The 19,417-nt window shown below is 40.8% G+C and carries 30 protein-coding genes; 9 read left to right on the top strand and 21 right to left on the bottom strand.

Annotation, left to right across the window (positions count from 1 at the left end; all coding sequences use genetic code 11):
• Positions 1-395 precede the first annotated feature (395 nt).
• Entirely contained in the window at positions 396-803 is a 408-nt protein-coding gene (locus SC79_RS04720; protein ID WP_010328566.1) for a CoA-binding protein, read from the bottom strand.
• 168 nt (positions 804-971) lie between these two features.
• Here SC79_RS04720 and plsY point away from each other — a divergent pair, with 168 nt between their 5' ends.
• Together plsY and SC79_RS04710 are read left to right on the top strand one after the other, a co-directional pair.
• A complete protein-coding gene (gene plsY, locus SC79_RS04715) occupies positions 972-1,553 on the top strand; it encodes a glycerol-3-phosphate 1-O-acyltransferase PlsY (protein ID WP_010328565.1) in 582 nt (193 codons plus the stop codon).
• Positions 1,554-1,640: 87 nt separating this feature from the next.
• A complete protein-coding gene (locus SC79_RS04710; protein ID WP_010328564.1) occupies positions 1,641-1,928 on the top strand; it encodes a HesB/YadR/YfhF family protein in 288 nt (95 codons plus the stop codon).
• Between the two features lie 32 nt (positions 1,929-1,960).
• On the opposite strand, the gene SC79_RS04705 is transcribed toward SC79_RS04710, so the two are convergent.
• From SC79_RS04705 to acnA, 7 genes are all read right to left on the bottom strand, one after another.
• The gene (locus SC79_RS04705) at positions 1,961-2,260 is read right to left on the bottom strand and encodes a hypothetical protein (RefSeq protein ID WP_039074078.1); all 300 of its coding nucleotides are present in this window, start codon (positions 2,258-2,260) and stop codon (positions 1,961-1,963) included.
• A 15-nt stretch (positions 2,261-2,275) separates the two neighbouring features.
• Positions 2,276-2,692: a YbgC/FadM family acyl-CoA thioesterase gene (locus tag SC79_RS04700; protein ID WP_010328562.1), complete on the bottom strand. Its 417-nt coding sequence runs from the start codon at positions 2,690-2,692 to the stop codon at positions 2,276-2,278.
• An 83-nt stretch (positions 2,693-2,775) separates the two neighbouring features.
• Positions 2,776-3,027 (bottom strand): small acid-soluble spore protein Tlp, encoded by a 252-nt coding sequence (gene tlp, locus SC79_RS04695; protein ID WP_039074077.1) that lies wholly within the window; start codon positions 3,025-3,027, stop codon positions 2,776-2,778.
• 35 nt (positions 3,028-3,062) lie between these two features.
• Positions 3,063-3,209, bottom strand: a complete 147-nt coding sequence (locus SC79_RS04690; RefSeq protein WP_010328560.1) for an acid-soluble spore protein N — start codon at positions 3,207-3,209, stop codon at positions 3,063-3,065.
• Between the two features lie 64 nt (positions 3,210-3,273).
• On the bottom strand, positions 3,274-3,399 hold the full coding sequence (locus SC79_RS19830; protein ID WP_003328742.1) for an FbpB family small basic protein: 126 nt from the start codon (positions 3,397-3,399) through the stop codon (positions 3,274-3,276).
• A gap of 79 nt (positions 3,400-3,478) precedes the next feature.
• The gene (locus SC79_RS04685) at positions 3,479-3,991 is read right to left on the bottom strand and encodes a redoxin domain-containing protein (protein WP_039074076.1); all 513 of its coding nucleotides are present in this window, start codon (positions 3,989-3,991) and stop codon (positions 3,479-3,481) included.
• Between the two features lie 71 nt (positions 3,992-4,062).
• The gene (gene acnA / locus SC79_RS04680; RefSeq protein WP_039074075.1) at positions 4,063-6,792 is read right to left on the bottom strand and encodes an aconitate hydratase AcnA; all 2,730 of its coding nucleotides are present in this window, start codon (positions 6,790-6,792) and stop codon (positions 4,063-4,065) included.
• Between the two features lie 226 nt (positions 6,793-7,018).
• Between acnA and sspO the strand changes: the two genes are divergently transcribed.
• From sspO to SC79_RS04660, 4 genes are all read left to right on the top strand, one after another.
• A complete protein-coding gene (sspO, locus tag SC79_RS04675) occupies positions 7,019-7,165 on the top strand; it encodes an acid-soluble spore protein SspO (protein ID WP_003221239.1) in 147 nt (48 codons plus the stop codon).
• Between the two features lie 31 nt (positions 7,166-7,196).
• Entirely contained in the window at positions 7,197-7,343 is a 147-nt protein-coding gene (locus SC79_RS04670; RefSeq protein ID WP_003221237.1) for a small acid-soluble spore protein P, read from the top strand.
• A gap of 80 nt (positions 7,344-7,423) precedes the next feature.
• Positions 7,424-7,816: an outer spore coat protein CotM gene (gene cotM, locus SC79_RS04665; protein WP_082022562.1), complete on the top strand. Its 393-nt coding sequence runs from the start codon at positions 7,424-7,426 to the stop codon at positions 7,814-7,816.
• A gap of 232 nt (positions 7,817-8,048) precedes the next feature.
• Entirely contained in the window at positions 8,049-8,477 is a 429-nt protein-coding gene (locus SC79_RS04660) for a DUF2621 domain-containing protein (protein ID WP_039074073.1), read from the top strand.
• Positions 8,478-8,706: 229 nt separating this feature from the next.
• Here SC79_RS04660 and SC79_RS04655 read toward each other — a convergent pair whose 3' ends face one another.
• From SC79_RS04655 to ccdA, 3 genes are all read right to left on the bottom strand, one after another.
• The gene (locus SC79_RS04655) at positions 8,707-9,198 is read right to left on the bottom strand and encodes a CcdC family protein (RefSeq protein WP_082022544.1); all 492 of its coding nucleotides are present in this window, start codon (positions 9,196-9,198) and stop codon (positions 8,707-8,709) included.
• Between the two features lie 77 nt (positions 9,199-9,275).
• A complete protein-coding gene (locus SC79_RS04650; RefSeq protein ID WP_010328597.1) occupies positions 9,276-9,638 on the bottom strand; it encodes a response regulator in 363 nt (120 codons plus the stop codon).
• Positions 9,639-9,725: 87 nt separating this feature from the next.
• On the bottom strand, positions 9,726-10,433 hold the full coding sequence (gene ccdA / locus SC79_RS04645) for a cytochrome c-type biogenesis protein CcdA (RefSeq protein WP_010328596.1): 708 nt from the start codon (positions 10,431-10,433) through the stop codon (positions 9,726-9,728).
• Positions 10,434-10,649: 216 nt separating this feature from the next.
• Here ccdA and ynzD point away from each other — a divergent pair, with 216 nt between their 5' ends.
• Complete coding sequence (gene ynzD, locus SC79_RS04640) at positions 10,650-10,823, top strand: aspartyl-phosphate phosphatase YnzD (RefSeq protein ID WP_082022560.1); 174 nt, start codon at positions 10,650-10,652, stop codon at positions 10,821-10,823.
• 70 nt (positions 10,824-10,893) lie between these two features.
• Here ynzD and SC79_RS04635 read toward each other — a convergent pair whose 3' ends face one another.
• The 6 genes from SC79_RS04635 to yneA all read right to left on the bottom strand — a co-directional run bounded on the left by SC79_RS04635 (position 10,894) and on the right by yneA (position 15,254).
• Positions 10,894-11,112 (bottom strand): YneF family protein, encoded by a 219-nt coding sequence (locus SC79_RS04635; RefSeq protein WP_003221221.1) that lies wholly within the window; start codon positions 11,110-11,112, stop codon positions 10,894-10,896.
• 85 nt (positions 11,113-11,197) lie between these two features.
• Positions 11,198-11,644 (bottom strand): sporulation inhibitor of replication protein SirA, encoded by a 447-nt coding sequence (gene sirA, locus SC79_RS04630; protein ID WP_039074070.1) that lies wholly within the window; start codon positions 11,642-11,644, stop codon positions 11,198-11,200.
• 151 nt (positions 11,645-11,795) lie between these two features.
• A complete protein-coding gene (gene tkt, locus SC79_RS04625; RefSeq protein WP_039074069.1) occupies positions 11,796-13,799 on the bottom strand; it encodes a transketolase in 2,004 nt (667 codons plus the stop codon).
• 168 nt (positions 13,800-13,967) lie between these two features.
• A complete protein-coding gene (locus tag SC79_RS04620; protein WP_039074068.1) occupies positions 13,968-14,201 on the bottom strand; it encodes a DUF896 domain-containing protein in 234 nt (77 codons plus the stop codon).
• A gap of 63 nt (positions 14,202-14,264) precedes the next feature.
• The gene (locus tag SC79_RS04615; RefSeq protein ID WP_039074067.1) at positions 14,265-14,918 is read right to left on the bottom strand and encodes a YneB family resolvase-like protein; all 654 of its coding nucleotides are present in this window, start codon (positions 14,916-14,918) and stop codon (positions 14,265-14,267) included.
• Positions 14,919-14,936: 18 nt separating this feature from the next.
• Positions 14,937-15,254 carry a cell division suppressor protein YneA gene (gene yneA / locus SC79_RS04610; RefSeq protein ID WP_082022543.1) on the bottom strand — a complete coding sequence of 106 codons (318 nt, stop codon included), beginning with the start codon at positions 15,252-15,254 and terminating at the stop codon, positions 14,937-14,939.
• 150 nt (positions 15,255-15,404) lie between these two features.
• Here yneA and lexA point away from each other — a divergent pair, with 150 nt between their 5' ends.
• A complete protein-coding gene (gene lexA, locus SC79_RS04605; RefSeq protein ID WP_039074065.1) occupies positions 15,405-16,022 on the top strand; it encodes a transcriptional repressor LexA in 618 nt (205 codons plus the stop codon).
• 391 nt (positions 16,023-16,413) lie between these two features.
• Here the strand turns inward: lexA and SC79_RS04595 are convergent, their stop codons facing one another.
• Positions 16,414-16,833 carry a hypothetical protein gene (locus SC79_RS04595; RefSeq protein ID WP_039074268.1) on the bottom strand — a complete coding sequence of 140 codons (420 nt, stop codon included), beginning with the start codon at positions 16,831-16,833 and terminating at the stop codon, positions 16,414-16,416.
• Between the two features lie 82 nt (positions 16,834-16,915).
• On the bottom strand, positions 16,916-17,335 hold the full coding sequence (gene fosB / locus SC79_RS04590; RefSeq protein ID WP_442852859.1) for a metallothiol transferase FosB: 420 nt from the start codon (positions 17,333-17,335) through the stop codon (positions 16,916-16,918).
• Between the two features lie 209 nt (positions 17,336-17,544).
• Between fosB and SC79_RS04585 the strand changes: the two genes are divergently transcribed.
• Positions 17,545-17,997 (top strand): YndM family protein, encoded by a 453-nt coding sequence (locus SC79_RS04585; protein WP_039074063.1) that lies wholly within the window; start codon positions 17,545-17,547, stop codon positions 17,995-17,997.
• Between the two features lie 26 nt (positions 17,998-18,023).
• On the opposite strand, the gene SC79_RS04580 is transcribed toward SC79_RS04585, so the two are convergent.
• Entirely contained in the window at positions 18,024-18,782 is a 759-nt protein-coding gene (locus SC79_RS04580) for a poly-gamma-glutamate hydrolase family protein (RefSeq protein ID WP_039074062.1), read from the bottom strand.
• A gap of 230 nt (positions 18,783-19,012) precedes the next feature.
• Positions 19,013-19,327 carry a hypothetical protein gene (locus SC79_RS04575; RefSeq protein WP_039074061.1) on the bottom strand — a complete coding sequence of 105 codons (315 nt, stop codon included), beginning with the start codon at positions 19,325-19,327 and terminating at the stop codon, positions 19,013-19,015.
• Positions 19,328-19,417: the final 90 nt, after the last annotated feature.

The following is a 19,417-nucleotide window of genomic DNA, read 5'->3' as shown; positions in this document are numbered from 1 at the left end:
ACGTACAAACCCCTTTCAAAAACTACATTGTCTTTCTCTTTTTTTCAGTGTTGCGCATCAATTGTATAAAATATGTTTTATAAAACCTTATCTTAAGCCGGTACTGCTTGGACTCCTCATTATAACCAATATGTTTGCGATCGCAACATAAAGCCAACGAATCAGTTTGCAAAACATCAGTAAGTGCTGTTTTCACACCATGAGAACGTATGTTTGTTTATTATATATAAAGCAGCAGACCTTCACAAATTGAACGGTCGAAACCCAGTTAGACAAGGTATTCAAAAAAAGCTGTTCAAGCTTTATTGTATCTGTTTCATCGCAATACGCAAACAATATCTTAAAATTAAAAAGCAAAAATCCTTGAATTCACAAGGATTTTTGCAGTTCTGCACCTATTTTGTTACTGCGTGCGCCACTTTTATGCACAGATCCATGATAACGGTTCTGTCTTTTTCCTTTAGCATCTTGTAAGCTTCGTCGTTGACCAGCCCTTGCTGTGCCCAAAATACCGGAGCATCTGTCTCCAAAAACTCTTCCGCAACGCCTGGCAGCTGTTCTGAGCGCCGGAATACATTGACGATGTCAACAGGACCGTCAATCTCTTTTAAAGAAGAGACGGCTTTGACACCAAGCGCCTCATCAATTGTCGGGTTGACAGGAATGATGTCATAGCCCGCATCCTGCATCGCTTTTGAAACCATATGAGACGTTCTATCCGGCCGGTCTGAAAGCCCGACTACCGCTATTCGCTTGCTTCTATCAAGAATCTCTTTTATTTCCGCTTTGGTAGGGTTTTGCATCCTGTACCACTCCTTTTTTATCTATTTTACACGATCAAAATGAAAGAAATCAAAAGATGATGTATGTTTGTGTGGATTTGTAAGCAAACTTTACAAAAAACTTGTCATCAGATCATGACATCTCGTGTTAAAATAAAAAGAAGGGACTTTGAAAAAGGAGAAATGTAGATGTTAATTGCTTTATTGATTATTTTGGCCTACCTGATAGGCAGCATTCCATCTGGCTTAATTGTGGGCAAGCTTGCCAAGGGAATCGATATTCGGGAACACGGCAGCGGCAACCTAGGCGCAACCAACGCATTCCGTACGCTGGGCGTAAAAGCTGGTTCCGTCGTCATCGCCGGAGATATATTGAAAGGGACGCTGGCAACTGCATTGCCTCATCTCATGCATGTTGATATTCATCCGCTTCTTGCAGGAGTGTTTGCAGTTTTAGGCCATGTGTTTCCTATTTTCGCCAAATTTAAAGGCGGCAAAGCCGTGGCAACGTCCGGAGGCGTTTTGCTATTTTACGCACCTTTGTTATTTATCACGATGGTCGCGGTATTTTTCATCTTTTTATACTTGACTAAATTTGTTTCCCTGTCATCGATGTTAACAGGAATCTATACTGTGATATATAGTCTCTTTGTCCATGACAAGTATTTATTGATTGTTGTTACCCTGCTCACTATTTTTGTGATATACAGACACCGGGCGAACATTAAACGAATTATCAATAAAACAGAACCTAAAGTAAAGTGGTTATAAACGTAAAAACCTTCTCTTTTGACACAGAATAGCCTAATACGTTTATAATAGAGAAAATTCAAAAGAAGAACAAAGGGGTGTTCTGTTATGAATATGACAATTAAAGAAGACGCACTGAACTGGTATAAAGAAGAGCTTGATTTAGAAAGCGGAGACCAGGTTCGCTTTTTCGTCCGCTACGGCGGCTGCAGCAATGTACAAAAGGGGTTTTCCCTCGGTGTGGCGAAAGATGCTCCACAAGAGGCTGGAGCCACTGCAGAAGCCGGCGGCATTACCTTCTTTATTGAAGAGAGTGATCTATGGTACTTCGATAACCACGACCTTCTAGTCAGCTACTCAGAGGACGCTGACGAACCGGTTTTTGAATACCAATAAAAAAGGAACGCACATCACGTGCGTTCCTTTTTTTATAAATGAAATCTTTTAAGATGATCGGTCAGGTTCTCTTGTTCCAAGATATACTTCTGTGTTTCACCCAGCAAATCAAAGTGAGGAAATTCACTTTTTTTATGTATCCATTCTTTTTTTAAACCGTACGCCGCTCCCCATTGAATCAGCTTATCAATATCTGCACAGCCTGCTTTTGTCACAGTCTTTGCTTCCGGGAACCGGTCATCCAGCCAGTAATGTGTTAAAAATGCGATGTCTCCTCTTTTCACTGCTTGTTTCCACCGGTTGAGTTCCTCCCGCTTCACACCAAACGCCATATTTCGTTCACTTCCCTATTTTCTGGCCTTTTCATATGCTGCGTGCCAATCAGGAAAAGCTTTACGGAACTGAATAGGCTTAAAGCTTTCTTTATCCACACAAATATGAGATGAGGTGGCTTCTATAGAAAGCTCACCGGCCGGATTATAAATATGATAACCATAGACGGTTTTAAACCCGTTGTATTCCTCTATCCATGTATGCACAACCGCGGTTTCTCCGTAATGAAGCGGCTTTTTATAGGAAATATTGATATCAACGACTGGTGAGAGAACGCCTCTCTTTTCCATATCACTGTACAAAAAGCCTAAATCTTTAATGAGAGCCGTTCTGCCGACCTCCATCCACACAAGATAATTTGCGTGATAGACAATCCCCATTTGATCTGTTTCTGCATAACGCACTTCTATTTCTTTTTTTGATACCTGCAAGATTACTCTGCTCCCTTAACGTCAATTTAGCCTCATTTTACCATAATCAAATCAGAAAGAAAAAAACCAGGTTTCCCTGGTTTTTATGAACGGTATCCGTTTTGTCTCGCTGCGGATTCGTCTTGAATTTCATTGCGAAACGCTTCAATGCTCTGTTCGCGTCTAGCATTTTTTTCTTTGATGTGCTGCTTGTCGTCTCCTGAAGCAAATTCCATTGATGCTTCTGCTTCTTCCATGTTTTCGATTGTATTTTGAACCATATCCTGCAGTTTTTCTACATTATCAGAACGATCATCAGGATTAGGGTGCTGATATTGATTTCGGTTTTTTGTCATGTGGATGAACCTCCTAAATATATACTCGATTCGCGTTACTCGCCTTTTGTCTGCATGATGATCGGCTGCTGTCCGGACTTATCCTGCATTTTTTCCCCTTTATTGGCTCTATATTTTACAGGCTTCGTACCCAAGTGGCTTGGAGCAAATTGAGGCTGACCGTTTTTCTTGTTGTTTCCCATGTTTATCCCTCCTCAATAGATAGGATTCTCAAAAGGAGGGGTAAACATGAATACAATTTAAAGGTTATTTTTGCTTAAATCGCTGTTCAAGCTTTTCTTCAAGCTGATGTAAATACTCTGTATTGGTCATCAGCTCTTTTTTGTTTTCCATGACGAGCTCATGAAACGAACGCTTTCTCATCTTCTTCACTCTTCTCACCTCCGCATATTCATTTATTTTTTCCAATTCTGAAAACTTGTAAGCATACCTGAACATAAAAAAACTGAATCTAATCAAGATCCAGTTTTTGTTTCATTTCTTTTTTTGTCATGGTGCCGATATGGATGTCTTGAATCATGCCATTTTCATCTAAGATATATGTTGTTGGGTATGACATCACGTTATAGTCAGCATTGATCCCTTTTTTATCAATCAGAATAGGAAATGTTAATTCATACGTATCAGCAAATGCCTGAACCTGTTTCTCGCTTTTCTCAGCTGAAGTGAAATTAACCGCAACAACTGATAGTTCGTCAGCGTGTTCTTTTTGCAGCTGTTCCATCGCTGGCATTTCCTGACGGCAAGGTTTACACCAAGTTGCCCAAAAATTAAGGAGGACTTTTTTGCCTTTTGTGTCTTGTAAAGAGCTTCTCTCTCCTGATAACGTTTTCAAAGAAAAATCGGGTGCTTGCTGTCCCTCTTCAATTCCGACTTCTTTTTTGCTGTATGTTTGATACAAATTCCACCCCGTATAACCGGCAAGCACAATGAGCAAGATCCCTGCGAGCCATTTTTTCATCATATGCCACCTCCGCAGCACACTTTGTCATAAAAAGAAGAGAAAGCGACATGCCTTCTCTTCCTATCAATTCATCAGGACTGTTTCATTTTTTCACGAAGCACCATTTGCAGGATGCCGCCATGGCGATAGTAATCAATTTCAACTTCACTATCAAAGCGGACAAGTGCTTTAAATGTTTTTACATTTCCATCTTCATCAATCGCTCTTACCGTAACGATATCACGAGGACGTACGCTTTCATCAACATCTACCTCGATCACTTCTTTACCGGTTAAGCCGAGAGTTTCCGCATTTTCACCTTGTTTAAACTGAAGCGGCAGCACACCCATGAATACGAGGTTGCTTCTGTGAATTCTTTCAAAGCTCTCAGCAATAACTGTTCTGATGCCGAGAAGATTTGTTCCTTTTGCCGCCCAGTCACGCGAAGATCCCATACCGTAGTCTTTTCCAGCTAATACGACAAGACCGGTTTTATCTTCTTTGTATCTCATGCACGCATCATAGATTGATGCTACTTCACCAGTCGGCCAGTACGTTGTAAATCCGCCTTCGGTACCCGGCGCGATTTGGTTTTTGATGCGGATGTTGGCAAATGTTCCTCTCATCATGACTTCATGGTTTCCGCGGCGGGAGCCGTAGGAGTTAAAGTCACGAGGAGAAACCCCTTTCTCTTGCAAGTACTTACCGGCAGGCGTGTCTTTTCCGATTGCCCCCGCAGGAGAAATATGGTCCGTTGTGACGGAATCGCCAAATTTACCGACAACACGCATACCTTTCAATGGTTCAACCTTGCCTGGTTCAACAGACATTTCTTCGAAGAATGGCGGGTTCTGAATGTATGTTGACTCATTATCCCATTTATATAACGCTTCATCTGTCGTTTCAATTTCATTCCAGCGCTTGTTGTCGTCAAATACCGTTTCATACTCTTTGCGGAAGAGCTCAGGTGTCACAGTTTGCTTAACAAGTGAATTGATTTCGTCCATTGACGGCCAAATATCGTTAAAGTAGACGTTTTGACCATCTTTGCCCACACCGATCGGATCGGTTTTCAGGTTAATATTCACCGTTCCAGCCAGCGCGTATGCCACAACAAGCGGCGGAGAAGCAAGATAGTTGCCTTTAACAAGCGGGTGAATACGTCCTTCAAAGTTACGGTTTCCGGATAGGACCGATGTAATCAGAAGATCGTTTTTCGCAACCGCTTCTTCGATTTCTGGTGAAAGCGGACCTGAGTTTCCGATACATGTTGTACATCCATACCCAACAAGGTTAAAACCAAGCTCTTTCATATATGGAAGAAGGCCTGAATTCACAAGATATCCTGTAACGACTTTAGAACCCGGTGCAAGTGACGTTTTCACGTAATTAGGCACCTTAAGCCCTAATTCAACCGCTTTTTTCGCCACGAGTCCGGCTCCGATCAGAACGTACGGGTTTGATGTATTCGTACAGCTTGTAATTGCGGCAATGGCAATCGCACCCGTTTTCATCATTGTTTCTTCACCGTTAAGGAGTTTAAACTGAATTTCTTTGTCTTCTTCTTCAGCTTGTAAACCGAATCCTTGGTTACCCGCAGGGCTGACCAAATGTTTTTTGAACGTTTCCTGCATAGCAGAAAGCGGGATTAAATCCTGAGGGCGCTTTGGACCTGATAAGTTTGCTTCAATTTGAGACAGGTCAATTTCAACCACATCAGTAAATGAAGGTTCTTCCGCATCAGGAGTGTAGAACAAGCCATTGCTTCTGCAATATGCTTCGACGACATCAATATGTTCAGGATCGCGGCCTGTCAGGCGCATGTAGTTGAGCGCTTCTTCATCCACTGGGAAGAATCCACATGTCGCCCCGTACTCCGGAGCCATGTTCGCAATTGTTGCACGGTCTGCAAGCGGCAATTCAGCAACTCCCGGTCCGAAGAATTCAACAAACTTGCCGACAACACCTTTTTCACGCAGCACCTGGGTCACTTTTAACGCCAAGTCAGTAGCCGTTGTTCCGTTCGGAAGCTTTCCGACAAGTTTCGCGCCGATTACCTCAGGAACAGGGAAGTAAGAAGGCTGTCCAAGCATTCCCGCTTCAGCCTCAATTCCGCCGACACCCCATCCGAGAACACCGATACCGTTAATCATTGTTGTATGTGAATCTGTTCCGACAAGCGTATCAGGATACGTGACAAGCTCGCCGTCTTCTTCAATGGCATGGACGACACTTGCCAGGAACTCAAGGTTTACCTGGTGGACGATACCTGTTGCAGGCGGCACTGCCTGATAATTATTAAACGCTTTCTTTGCCCAGCTCAAAAATTTGTAGCGCTCTGCATTTCTTTCGAATTCTAAGTCCATGTTAATCGCTAACGAATCTTCCGTGCCGGCTTTATCAACCTGTACAGAGTGGTCGATAACAAGATCAACAGGAATTTCAGGATTGATTTTATCAGGATCTCCCCCGACGGCTGCCATCGCTTTACGCAGTGAAGCGAGGTCTACTACCGCCGGAACCCCTGTAAAGTCTTGTAAAATAACACGAGATGGTTTAAACGGAACGTCGATTTCCTTTAATTCGGCAGTTCCCCATTTTGCCAAATTTTCCACATGTTCTTGTTTGATCACGAATCCGTCAACTTGACGCAATACAGATTCTAAAAGAACTTTGATGGAATAAGGAAGCTTCGAAACCTTCCCGACCCCTGCATCTTCCAATGCTTTTAAAGAGTAATAATGATATGTTTTCCCATTTGTAGTAAACGTTTTTCTCGCTTGGAAAACGTCTTTTGCCGCAGTTTTTTGCTCGTTTGCCATTCTCCAAAATCCCCCTTCAGATCAGATCATTCTCAGATGAACGTAAATTCCATCACAATTTTCTCACAATTTCATATTAAAACAAAATCATACATAAGTAAATATCAATGTTTTTATCAAATACAATAAGTTGGCCTTATCGGACAAATGTACCGGTAATTATTGCTGTTTATGATCTCTCATAGAACGCAACAAAAGAAGCCATATTATGACGGAGGTGATAATGGTGGTCAAAAGAAAAGCGAATCACGTCATTAACGGAATGAATGACGCAAAAAGCCAAGGCAAAGGCGCCGGCTACGTCGAAAACGACCAGCTTGTACTGACTGAAGCGGAACGCCAAAATAATAAGAAAAGAAAAACCAATCAATAACAACGAACTCTTTTCAGGAGGTTCTCATTTTATGACCAATAAAAATACTAGTAAAGATATGCATAAGAACGCCCCTAAAGGACACAATCCAGGCCAGCCGGAGCCACTTAGCGGAAGCAAAAAAGTGAAGAACCGGAACCATACCAGACAGAAGCACAATTCAAGCCACGATATGTAAAAAAAGCAGACCTCAGTGTCTGTTTTTTTATGTGTTCACCCATTTCTGATCCGCCGCATATGATGGAAAGCAAGGTTGATATGTGGAGGAATGCTTCCATGACCCATTCGAAACGTAATGACGCTAATGATTTCGATAGTATGGATGAATGGCTTCGGATATTCTTTGAAGATCCCTTCGCCTGGTACGACGAAACATTGCCTATTGATTTATATGAAACAAGTCAGCAATATATTATCGAAGCGGATTTGACTTTCTTGCAGCCGACACAAGTAACCATTACCCTGTCTGGATGCGAGTTCATCTTAAAGGTTAAATCATCAGGACAGACCTTTGAAAAACAAATGATGCTTCCTTTTTATTTACATGACAAAACCATTCAAACTGAATGCGAAAACCAAATACTCACAGTTGCCGTTAATAAAGAAACAGAAAAGGATTCTTCTTTTTCTCTTCAATTTCCTCTTAGCTAACATAAAAAGTCACTTTCATCCCCTATTATGAAAGTGACTTTTTTTCCGTCCGTTTATCGTCAAATACCCTCTAGTGCCTCTCCCATGGCCAAATAGCAGATTCACTATACAATAGAGTATGATCTACTATCTCTTTTGACTAGACGTCTATCACTTTTTTCTATTCTTTTTTTCCTGTGTTCTTCTAATCTCTCTTCGTATACAATATGGTTAGAATAAGGGGGTATGATTGATGCTGGAAGGCTGGTTTTTGTGGTTTATTCTGTTTTGGGTGATCACGATGGTTGTCTTATTATCAATCGGCGGCTTTTTTATGTTTCGAAAGTTTTTAAAGCGTTTGCCAAAAGAAGACGGCAGGTCAGAGCTCGATTGGCAGGATTACTATATCGAAAAGAGCAGGGACCTGTGGAGCAATGAAAACAAACAATTTCTTAATGAATTGGTTTCTCCGGTTCCGGAGCTGTTCAGAGATGCAGCAAAAGCCAAAATCGCGGGTAAAATCGGTGAGCTTGTATTAAAAGAAAAGGCAGCAAAGATTGATCAGCAGCTTATGATCAGAGGCTATATTCTCGCAACTCCTAAAAGAGACCACACCTTCTTAAAAAGACATCTGAGAGACAAAAAAATTGATCTCGAACCATATCAAGCTCTTCTTAAATAAAAACCTTTCCTGGAGGAAAGGTTTCAGCGTGTCGACAAACCCTCGCATTCGTTGTCAGTCCTGCGCGTTGGTGCTCACGAATCATAACATTCGCTCCGCTCCAATGCTCGTCCTTCCTAGACTTCAAGGGTTTTCAATCACGCTGAAAAGATGACAAAGTCCTAAAACAAAAAACGTTTTAGGACTTTGTCATCTATCTGAAACCTTTCCTGAATAGAGGAAAGGTTTTTTAATGCATTTGAATATTAGCTGACTGCAGCTCATTATGAAGTTTTCGGTATGACAAGTACATGGCGATTCTCCATGGCACAATCATACCGAAAGCCAGAATCCAGAACATTCCGCTCAGGGCGCCGTAATCAATTGATGTGCTCAAGATCGATTTCATGACGATTCTGATCACCAAAAGGCCGACCAATATAAATACAAATGCTTTCGAGCGTTTCATGTAAATTTCATTATTTTTAATTTCAAATTTAGACGTTTTAATGAGAAAAATAGAGAAAATCACGCCTAAAGTGATTGATTCTAAAAATTCTGCTCCAGTTACCCAAAATACCGGAAATAAAAACATTAACGCCCCCGTGCTCATAAAAATCGGCGGAAGAATGATCTTTTTCGGCGAAACGGGCTTATCAGAAGACTTTATTCTGACCACCATCACAGCTACAGCCATTAACACAGCAAGGATCGATGAAACTATAATCATCATATTTATCATTCCTTTATTTCTAGGAGTGTTGATACTATATACTATACTCCAAAACAATAAAAAAAACCATTTGAAAAGAAATGACGTTAATGTCCCATAACACGGCTGACAGCTTCTAGCACTTTTGTTTCCTCAAACGGCTTGACAATAAAATCTTTTGCCCCTAGTTCAATCGCTTCCGTTACAATTCTTTGCTGGCGCATAGCGGTGCACATGATAACCTTCGCTTTTGGATCGAAGGTTAAGATATCACGAAGCGACTTAATGCCATTTTTCACTGGCATTGTAACATCCATTGTCACGATGTCTGGCCGCAGTGTTTTATACAGGTTCGCTGCTTGCTCGCCGTCCGCCGCTTCGCCTGCGATTATGTAATTTGCCTCTTCCAAGATCTCTCTGAGTTTCACTCTCATGAACTTGGCGTCGTCTACAACTAAAACTCTTGTCATATTCCCCTCCAAAACTCGATTTCCATAGATAATAGTCTTATTGTACCAAAAACAACAGCATGAGTAGTAGTGCGAAAGTAATTTATCTCAAAAACCAGTAAATCCTCCAAATAGATCCGACAGCAAAATAATGATCAGGCTCATCCAATTGAAGAATAATAGCACCCCGATCACAATCATCAAGACGCCGCCTGCTTTCATGATCAAAAGCTGGTTCTTTCTTATCCATTTCAGCTTTGTGATAAAAAAAGACATTAAAAGAAACGGAAGAGCAAAACCGAGTACATATAACATCATGTACGGCACCGCTGAGTCTGGATTTGTGTTTGCAAGCGTGATAACGGCCGCTAATATCGGACCGGTACATGGCGTCCATCCCGCCGCAAATGCCATTCCGATTAAGATGGAACCTAAAAACCCGCCTGGCTTATGCTTAAAATGGATTCTCCGCTCTTTCATCATCGCCTCAGGCCGGAACACGCCAAGTGTAATGAAACCGAACAAAATAATAAGCAACGCGCCAATTTGCCGAATCGCATCGTGATAATCCCTAAACAGGCTGCCAATAAACGATGTTCCATAGCCTAAAGCAATAAAAATGACTGAAAAACCAAGCAAAAAACACAAAGTATGAAACAAGCTTCTTCTCTGGAGCAGCAGCTTTTCTGTTTTCACATCATCCATGCTGACCCCTGTAATATATGACAAGAAAGCTGGATAAAGCGGCAGGCAGCAAGGCGAAATAAAAGATAAAAATCCCGCTCCGAATGTCAAAAAATAATTCACGTCTCCCATGTCATCATCCCTTCACGATTTGACACTCCTTCAAATGACAAAATCATTTCATTTTTTTAACACTTTCACTTGAAGGATTTCTATTTTTAGAAAAAACTTATATAATTTAATTTGACATTGAGATATTGTACTCCTTCTCATTTGAAAATTAGTATAAAAATGGATATAATATAAACATTCACTTTGAAGATCTAATGTATGAAAGGATACATCCCTGTGATTAAAGAGCATCTATTAAATGAAATCGAAAAAAAAAGAGCAGAGCTGCTGCAAATTGTCATGGCGAACGGAATGACATCTCATATTACGATAGAGCTCAGTCAGGAGCTTGACCATCTTCTCATACAATATCAAAAGCAGCGCCTTCGAGCAGTAGCGGGTGACGAATGATTGCAAAATAAAAACCCGTTAAGGGTTTTTATTTTATAACCATGTTTCTCTATATCATAATCTTTACGTATTATTTCGTTTGATTATTCATGGCTTTCATCATTTGATTGATTTTCTTTTGAGAAGGTTTCATTCCCATTTGCATCATCATCATGCGTAACATTTGTTCATTAATAGGCGGATTCTTTTTAAGATAGCTCATCATATATTTACGAGCAATAAAAAACCCGAGTGCAACACCTATGAGCAATGCAACAACGCCCACTAGGATGCCAACCCATAAAGTCATTTTATTTCCTCCTTCATGTTGTCTAGTTTAAAGTGTACTAAACCAAAAGCTATTATACAACATTTACATCTCTTTTTCTTCGGTTTTAGACAAAATTTCTTTCTTTCACCGGATTTAGCCATCCATAACGCTTCGAATTGAAATCCATTGCCAGAAAGCACGGACTTATTTTTCTCAACACTTCAAAGAAAATCGTTTCTGCCTCGTAATGTCCCGAAGCCACAATTTCTATCATGTTCTCTTTCATCATTAACGTCGCGTGGCCTTTTGCTTTTGGCAAAGCTAATCTATAAATATAATCCAGCTGCCTGTAATCCACATTGCTTAAATTCATTTTTAACCGCTGATGCATATGTAAAATCGGGATTGGCTGTGTAATATATTGAATCTGTTTCTCTGTCATTTCATACCGCTGCTTTGTTAGGCTTGTCCAATGATAGTCTTGAAACAGCTCAAATATAATCGATTCCCGTCCGAAATAGTGGTTGGCAAATTCCTCTTTTATCAGGTACGTATAGTAGTGACGTTCCATCTTTTCATCCCCTTTTCAGCAGCAAGTGATTTGCACTCTATTATACAAAAGAAGAAAAGAAAGAATTGTCTATTACTGTTAAACAGCCAATACTATTTTTGTCGGATATACAAGAAAAAGAGGATGATTTGACTCATCCTCTTTGAAAGACTTACTTATTGAGTAGTGCTTTGACTCGGTTCACTACGTTTGGAACTGAGAAGCCGTATTCATTGATGATGGTTTCACCAGGAGCGGATGCACCGAAGCGGTCTATGCCGAGCACATCTCCCTCAAGTCCTGTGTATTTGCCCCATCCGAATGATGCGCCCATTTCAATTGCAAGACGTTTTTTCACATCTGCAGGAAGGACGGCGTTCTTATATTCAATTGATTGTTTGTCAAAACGGTCCATTGATGGCATGCTGACAACAGAAACATCGATATTTTCTTTTGCCAATTCAGCCTGCGCTTCAATCGCAAGACCTACCTCAGAGCCTGAAGCGATGAGAAGAGCGTCAGGTGTTTCGTTTTTAGGTTTAGAAACGACATACGCACCTTTTTCTACTCCTGCCAATGCTTCTTCAGATGTTTGGTCAATTGTCGGAAGGTTTTGGCGTGTCAATACTAGCGCTGTTGGCTGTTCAGTGCTTTGCACCGCGAGCTTCCATGCTGCCGCTGTCTCATTGCCATCTGCAGGACGGATCAAGGAAAGATTAGGCATTGCACGGAGTGAAGCAAGCTGTTCAACAGGCTCGTGTGTCGGGCCGTCTTCACCAACCGCAATACTGTCATGTGTGAAGACATATGTGACAGGAAGACCCATTAATGCTGCAAGGCGAATCGCCGGACGCAGGTAGTCAGAGAAGACGAAGAAAGTCCCGCCGAATACACGAAGTCCGCCATGGAGCGCCATGCCATTTAATGCTGCACCCATCGCAAATTCACGAACACCAAACCAGAAGTTCTTGCCTGAGTAATCAACCGCTGTAAAATCACCTTCATTTTTAATTGTTGTTTTGTTTGAACCCGCCAGGTCAGCAGATCCTCCAACAAAGAAAGGAATTTTTTTCGCAAGTCCGTTAAGAACTTCACCGGAAGATGCACGGGATGCCAAGCTGCTTCCTTTTTCATAAACAGGAACCTCTTGATCCCAATCATTCGGAAGCTCTCCTTTGATTGCCAGTTCAAGCTGTTCAGCAAGTTCAGGATAAACTTCTTTATATTTATTGAATTGGGCATTCCATTCTTGTTCCTTTTTCTCGCCTGACTCTTTAACCGCTTCAGCGAAATGCTCATAAACTTCTGAAGGAACGTAAAAATCTTCTTCATACGTCCACGCGTATGCTTCTTTTGTTAATTTGCTTTCCTCTTTACCAAGCGGAGCACCGTGAACACCGGATGTGCCGGCACGGTTAGGTGAACCAAATCCGATCGTTGTTTTCACTTCGATTAATGTAGGTTTCTTTTCATTTTGGCGTGCTTTTTCAATAGCCGCTGTTAATTCTTCAATATTGTTTCCATCCTCAACATATAGAACTTCCCAATTCATTGCTTCAAAACGCTGCTTCACATTTTCAGAGAATGAACGGTCGAGATCTCCATCAAGAGAAATATCATTAGAATCGTATAATACGATCAGACGGCCAAGCTGAAGGTGGCCTGCAAGTGAAGCTGCTTCAGAAGAAATACCTTCCATTAAATCACCATCACCGCAGATACTGTATGTATAATGATCGACTACGTTAAATGAATCGCGGTTGTAAGTTTCCGCTAAATGGCGTTCAGCGATAGCCATTCCGACAGCCATGGCAATTCCCTGGCCGAGCGGACCTGTTGTCGCATCAACACCGGCAGTATGTCCGAATTCCGGATGTCCAGGTGTTTTGCTGCCCCACTGGCGGAATCCCTTAAGATCTTCGATGCTCAAATCAAACCCGCTTAAATGAAGCATGCTGTATAAAAGTGCTGATCCATGTCCGGCAGATAAAACAAAACGGTCACGGTTAAACCAGCCAGGGTTTGACGGACTTACGTTCAAAAATTTTGTCCATAGTGTGTATGCCATTGGAGCTGTCCCCATTGGCATACCTGGGTGACCAGAATTTGCTTTTTCAATAGCGTCTATTGAGAGTGTGCGAATGGTAGCAACCGATTTCTTTTCAATTGTATCCATAATAATCCCCTTCCTTATGTGTTGTACCCTTACATCATAAATGTCTGACGACTTTTTCTCAACTGTTTCAGCTTAAAATTGAGAGAAACTTGTTGAAATTTGTAACATAAAAGTTTTGCTTATAGTATATGCAAAAGAGGAATACGTTATTGCCGTATTCCTCCTATATTAGTGAAGTTTATTATGTCTTTTTTCTTTTTTAAGTTTTTCTGGTGTAACATCATTGCCTTCTGGGTCAATGATTTTCACACTTTTTAAAGTGTTTTTCATAGAAGAGCGAAAACCTTTCAGGTACTCTTGACGAAGCTTTTGCTGTTCGGCTTTTTCTTCTTCTGTTATAACGCCAGCTTTGGCCTTGGCAGCAAGTTCATTAATTCTGGCAATTTTTTCGTTTGAAATCATGTTAAACTCCTTTATTGCATTTTGCCTATATACTACTAGATCAAAAAGAGTTTTACAACTGATTCAATCGGCTGTATCATCATTCTCTATGTATTCCTGAAACCGCCGGTGGACTGTCGCTTTAGACACATCATAGCCAAACCCTCTGAGCGTAGCCGCAATTTCTGAGAACGTCAGTTTATTCGCCCTTAAGCGGACAATTTCTGAGATGGGCACCTCTATTCTTTCTTTTCCGCTGTTTTCATGTTGGTTTTTCAGGTTTTTTTGCGGTTTAAAACCGTTTTTCACTGCACGTTTCATGCCCCGCTTGATTTTCATGTTGTGAATTTTCCGCTGGTACTCTTCCACAATGCTGACGATCTCCAGCACCATCGAATCAGCCTCCGATAACTCCAGTTCGCCTTTGTGAGCGGTTGTATAGACTTTCACACCTTCTCTATAGATGCAATGAAGCAGTGCGATTTTTGCATTTCCCCGTCCGAGCCTAGTTTCATCCTGAACCAAAATGACATCAATTTCAAAATTCTTGATCTCATCAAGCAGCCCAAATACACCATCCCGATCCATTTCATATCCGCTTGCTTTTTCGGAAATCACTTTGACGACTTCCATACCGTTCTCGGCCGCAATGGCCGTAAGCTCCTCCTCCTGCCGCTTTAATGACGTCTCCTGCTGTTCTTTATTTGTGCTTACGCGGGCATAAATGAGTGCTTTCATTTTTCCTATCTTTCCTCTCTATCTTACAGTTGCCAATTCATATGCATCCTGATGCTTTTTTTTCAACGGAATCACCAATTCATCTCCCGCCTGGATATCAGTCGTCTGAAGATAATTCTTATCAGCTACCCATTCAATAAAATCTTGTTTGTTCATTTTCTTTTTATCTGTTACCTGGTCAGCTATAGACCAAAGTGTATCGCCTTGCTGGACTTCTATTTTAACATACTGATCAAGCTCCTGGCCGCTGCTTGTATATGACAGCAAAAGGATAATCGCGCTCAAAATCACTGTGAACAGACCGACAAAAATAATAGATTCTTTACCCATGATCATAACCTCCAACAGGAATGTTTGTTCGCTTTTTTATAACTTCAGTATATACGAACAAATGTTTCTGTCAATTGTTTTTTTCGAACCTATGTTTGTACTGTCAGGAAAATCATGCTATAATCTTCTTAAAATCGACGTTTTGAGGTGCGAAAAATGACGAAGCTATCAAAAAGGCAACTTGATATCCTCAGTTTCATTAAAGCAGAGGTTAAATCAAAAGGATATCCGCCTTCCGTAAGAGAGATCGGAGAGGCTGTCGGGCTTGCGTCCAGCTCAACTGTCCACGGCCACTTGGCCCGTTTGGAAACAAAAGGGCTGATTAGACGAGATCCGACAAAACCAAGAGCAATAGAAATTCTTGATGAAGAAGTAGACATTCCGCAAAGCCAGGTCGTTAATGTACCGGTCATCGGGAAAGTCACGGCGGGATCTCCTATTACAGCAGTAGAAAATATTGAAGAATATTTTCCGCTTCCCGACCGTATGGTTCCCCCAGACGAGCATGTGTTTATGCTTGAGATTATGGGAGACAGTATGATTGATGCAGGTATTCTCGATAGGGATTATGTCATCGTTAAACAGCAAAACACAGCGAACAACGGGGAAATTGTCGTTGCGATGACAGAAGATGATGAGGCTACGGTAAAACGTTTCTATAAAGAGAATACTCACATTCGCTTACAGCCTGAAAACCCAACGATGGCACCGATCATCTTACAGAATGTCAGTATTCTAGGGAAAGTGATTGGCGTGTTCAGAACCGTCCATTAATCTATTGAACTATCAAATGATGAAATACCCCCCTCTTCCTTGATGAAGAGGGGGGTTCTTGTATAAAAAAAAGCAGGCTCGCCCTGAATTATAGGGGCGAGCCTGAATAGGAGGAAAAAGAACATCATGTTTACACCACAATTATCCATCAATTGATTGTTGAAGTCAAGAAATATTCTTTCCCTCAGGAAACTTTTTATCAAAATGCTGTCTATCAAATTTAGACGTAATCTGCTTAAAAAGGTTTCATGTTTAGGTCGGGGAATGATATGGCCTCAGATATTATCGAGGGAGCGCGGCGATTAAATTTATATGGAAAATTTAGTACATAGTATAGTTAGTTCTTCTTAATGTAAAAAAAACAGCTCACCGTATGATCATGAGCTTCAATTCAATCAAAATGAAAATATTGAATACCATAACTCCCTTTTACCCGAACTTTTGTACAGTTTTCCGAATGTTCTTCCGCAAAGATACGGTATCGATGAAATGGATCAATTGAAATCTTATCTTGAGCACTAAAATCAAACCAGTTGCCTCTGAATTGTTTCGTGCTCAGCGTGGTATATTGCCCGGTAAGCCCCATCCGTTGAAGTTTAAACTCAACCGAACAACTTTTAGCTCCCAAGATCGTAAACTGATAGCCTAAAAAATACTCGATAGCCGGAACATCACTGATGTTTTCCAAAACAAACGACTTAGTGTTGTCATTTAAAGTAAAGTCGGTTTTGTGATCAAACTCTAATGCTGACGCATCTGTACAAATGCCTAAAAAACACGCCAAAACTGCCGTTAAAACCACTATTTTCATTTTCAATCAAACCCCTTCCTTACCATATTTTACTCTTTCCTCACGTTTATGTATATGTTCTTTGGGAAATCTCGAGGACGCTTCAATCATAAAATTTCATGTGTGTTTTTTCCTGTATATAAAACTGAAGTCTGTCTTGAAGGGTTCCAGTATGAAATTCAAATTTATGGCCGTCAGGGTCGGTAAAATAAATAGACTTTCGATCGCGTTCATTTCGTTCTCTGCCAGGCAGAATATTGACATGAAGCCTTTTTAATTTTGCTAATATGTCTTCAAATTCGCGATCTTGAATAGTAAAAGCAATATGTGTATAAGATGCCTTGATGTCATTTCTCGGAATGTCAGGCTCTTCATTAAGTGCAAGCCAGATGCCATTCAAATCAAAATATGCTGTTGTTCTTCCCTTGACCAGCAGCTTGGCATCAAACACTTTGCAATAAAAATCGATCGATTTGTCCAAATGAGAAACAGAAAATAACAAATGATTGATTCCTTGTATCACCACAATAAAATCCCCCTCTAAGGCTGATCAACCATATGTACGTTTTTGCACCAAGAAAGTTTCATGCAACAAGCAAAAAATACCAGTGTAAACAAAATCGGATTGTTTAAAATAATGACTGTTAAATGGGTTCAACTAAATGGCTTAATGTGTTTATCATTCATTTACTGTAAAGGTTTTTTCTTAAAAATAACAATGTAGGTGATCAAATGAAACATATCATTGCACTATCCTCAAAGATTGCTTTCACTCTCGCCCTTTTATATGTGATATTAGACAGGGTCTACTACGCATCGTTTTTAAGTGTGATGTTGATTGCGATTTTCTTAGGTTTTGTCTCATATCTTTCCGGTGACATGCTCGTTCTTCCAAGAACAAACAATATTACAGCTTCATTAGCTGACTTTGGACTTTCATTCGTTTTGATTTGGGTCTTTGCTTTAACCCAAACAAGAAATGATTTTTCACCGTTTGCAGCCGCCCTTCTTTCCGCTGTCTGCCTAACTGTTTTTGAATACTTTTTTCATCGGTATTTACTGAAGAATGTGCTGGATGAAACATTCCGAAATGAACTGACAGCCAGAGATAACACTCTACAATATCAAACAGAAGCCGCTGATGAGATGTATCCTGACGTTACAAACGAGAAGCATGAGGAATAGGAGGCCGACTTATCGCCTCCTATTTTTCAGTAGTTACTTTTCAGAAAACGGGACATTACTTCTGTAAAATCATAAAATCTCTCATTTTGAGTAACAGATCTGCTTTTTAAAGAAAAAATGTCGAACAAAGATCTTCTAAAACCTGTGCTCATTTCGATCTGGATACTCAGCCCTGTTTTTGATTTATTTGCAATGTTATTCGGGCTAACGCCTGCATGCGGGTGGTCCGTACTAAGCAAGACAGCAGGAAAACCTGCATTTTGCAGTTCTTCAACTAAACCTGCAGCTCTTTCGCGATCTGTACCGCCAACTTCAATCTGCTGATCTTCTTCTGCATACCCGTGCAATGAAATGACATATTCGTGGTTTTTCGTCATCCTCAAGGCTCTGGGTTCATCAAAATGCGTGCTCGTAATATGCAGCGCAAAATTCCCTGACGATTTTAAGCCTTCAAATACATACATCGAATACTCTTTGCTCAGCTCTCTGGCTACTTCACTTGTTCCGCCTTCAATCCCTCCTCCATGAATGGCTAACACAAGGACAGGGTGTCCGGCTTCTTTCGTTACAATACGGTAATCTGAAGGCTCTTCATTGTTTTTTAATTCCTCAAAATTCTGATAGACATCTTTAGCGTAAAGTGAAGAAATGGGAATGAACATCACAAAAACAATCAATAATTTAACAATTTTAAAAGTTGATGGGAAACGTTTGACTATGTTACAATCAACATGCTTCAAGCAATGGAGCACACGGCGGAGCAGGGATACTTTGGCCGGTTTCATCTACTCCGCCTCTAAGTCCAAATCAACAGGATGTCGGTTTCTTTGAGGCTTTCGCACGAATTCTCTCGTCCTCCTTATTAAATTTTTGTTAAATTCACAATATTATATACCATTAGCCCGGGCGCTGTTCTTCCCATTTCTGAATTTATGAAAAGGAATTGGCCCCGCTTGTTTCCCAATTCCCATATCTAACATAAAAAAAACGCACCTGCTCTTGGCTTGTGCATTTTTTATTTTCTATCGCTTCTTCGTTTCTTTGCTTTATTCAATTTCATAATGTTTTTTTCGATTTTTCTTATTTTTCGCCTTTGCGGGATTGTTTTCACTTCATAATAAACAGCGATAAACCCGCTTAAAGTTACTGCTGCGATGTAAAGAAAGCGGCGTTTGATAAATCGGCCAGCGCGCCTGTGATCCCCCTTCTCTTTTTCCAGCCTTTCGATCACATCTTGATCGAACAGCTGATCGACATACACTTGTTTCATTCCCACTGCAAATCCAGCAGCCAGCCAAAGAATCAAAAATAAACTGATATAAAACATCATTAATCCCTTCCTTTCCCGTCCAGATGCGGCGCAGAATTGGAATGTAACTGATGGAATCGCTAAACAGCTGTCATACGAAGTCACTTCCTG

Source organism: Bacillus sp. MSP13, assembly GCF_000815295.1.
Lineage (GTDB): Bacteria > Bacillota > Bacilli > Bacillales > Bacillaceae > Bacillus > Bacillus vallismortis.
This window is presented reverse-complemented; position numbering and strand designations above follow the sequence as displayed.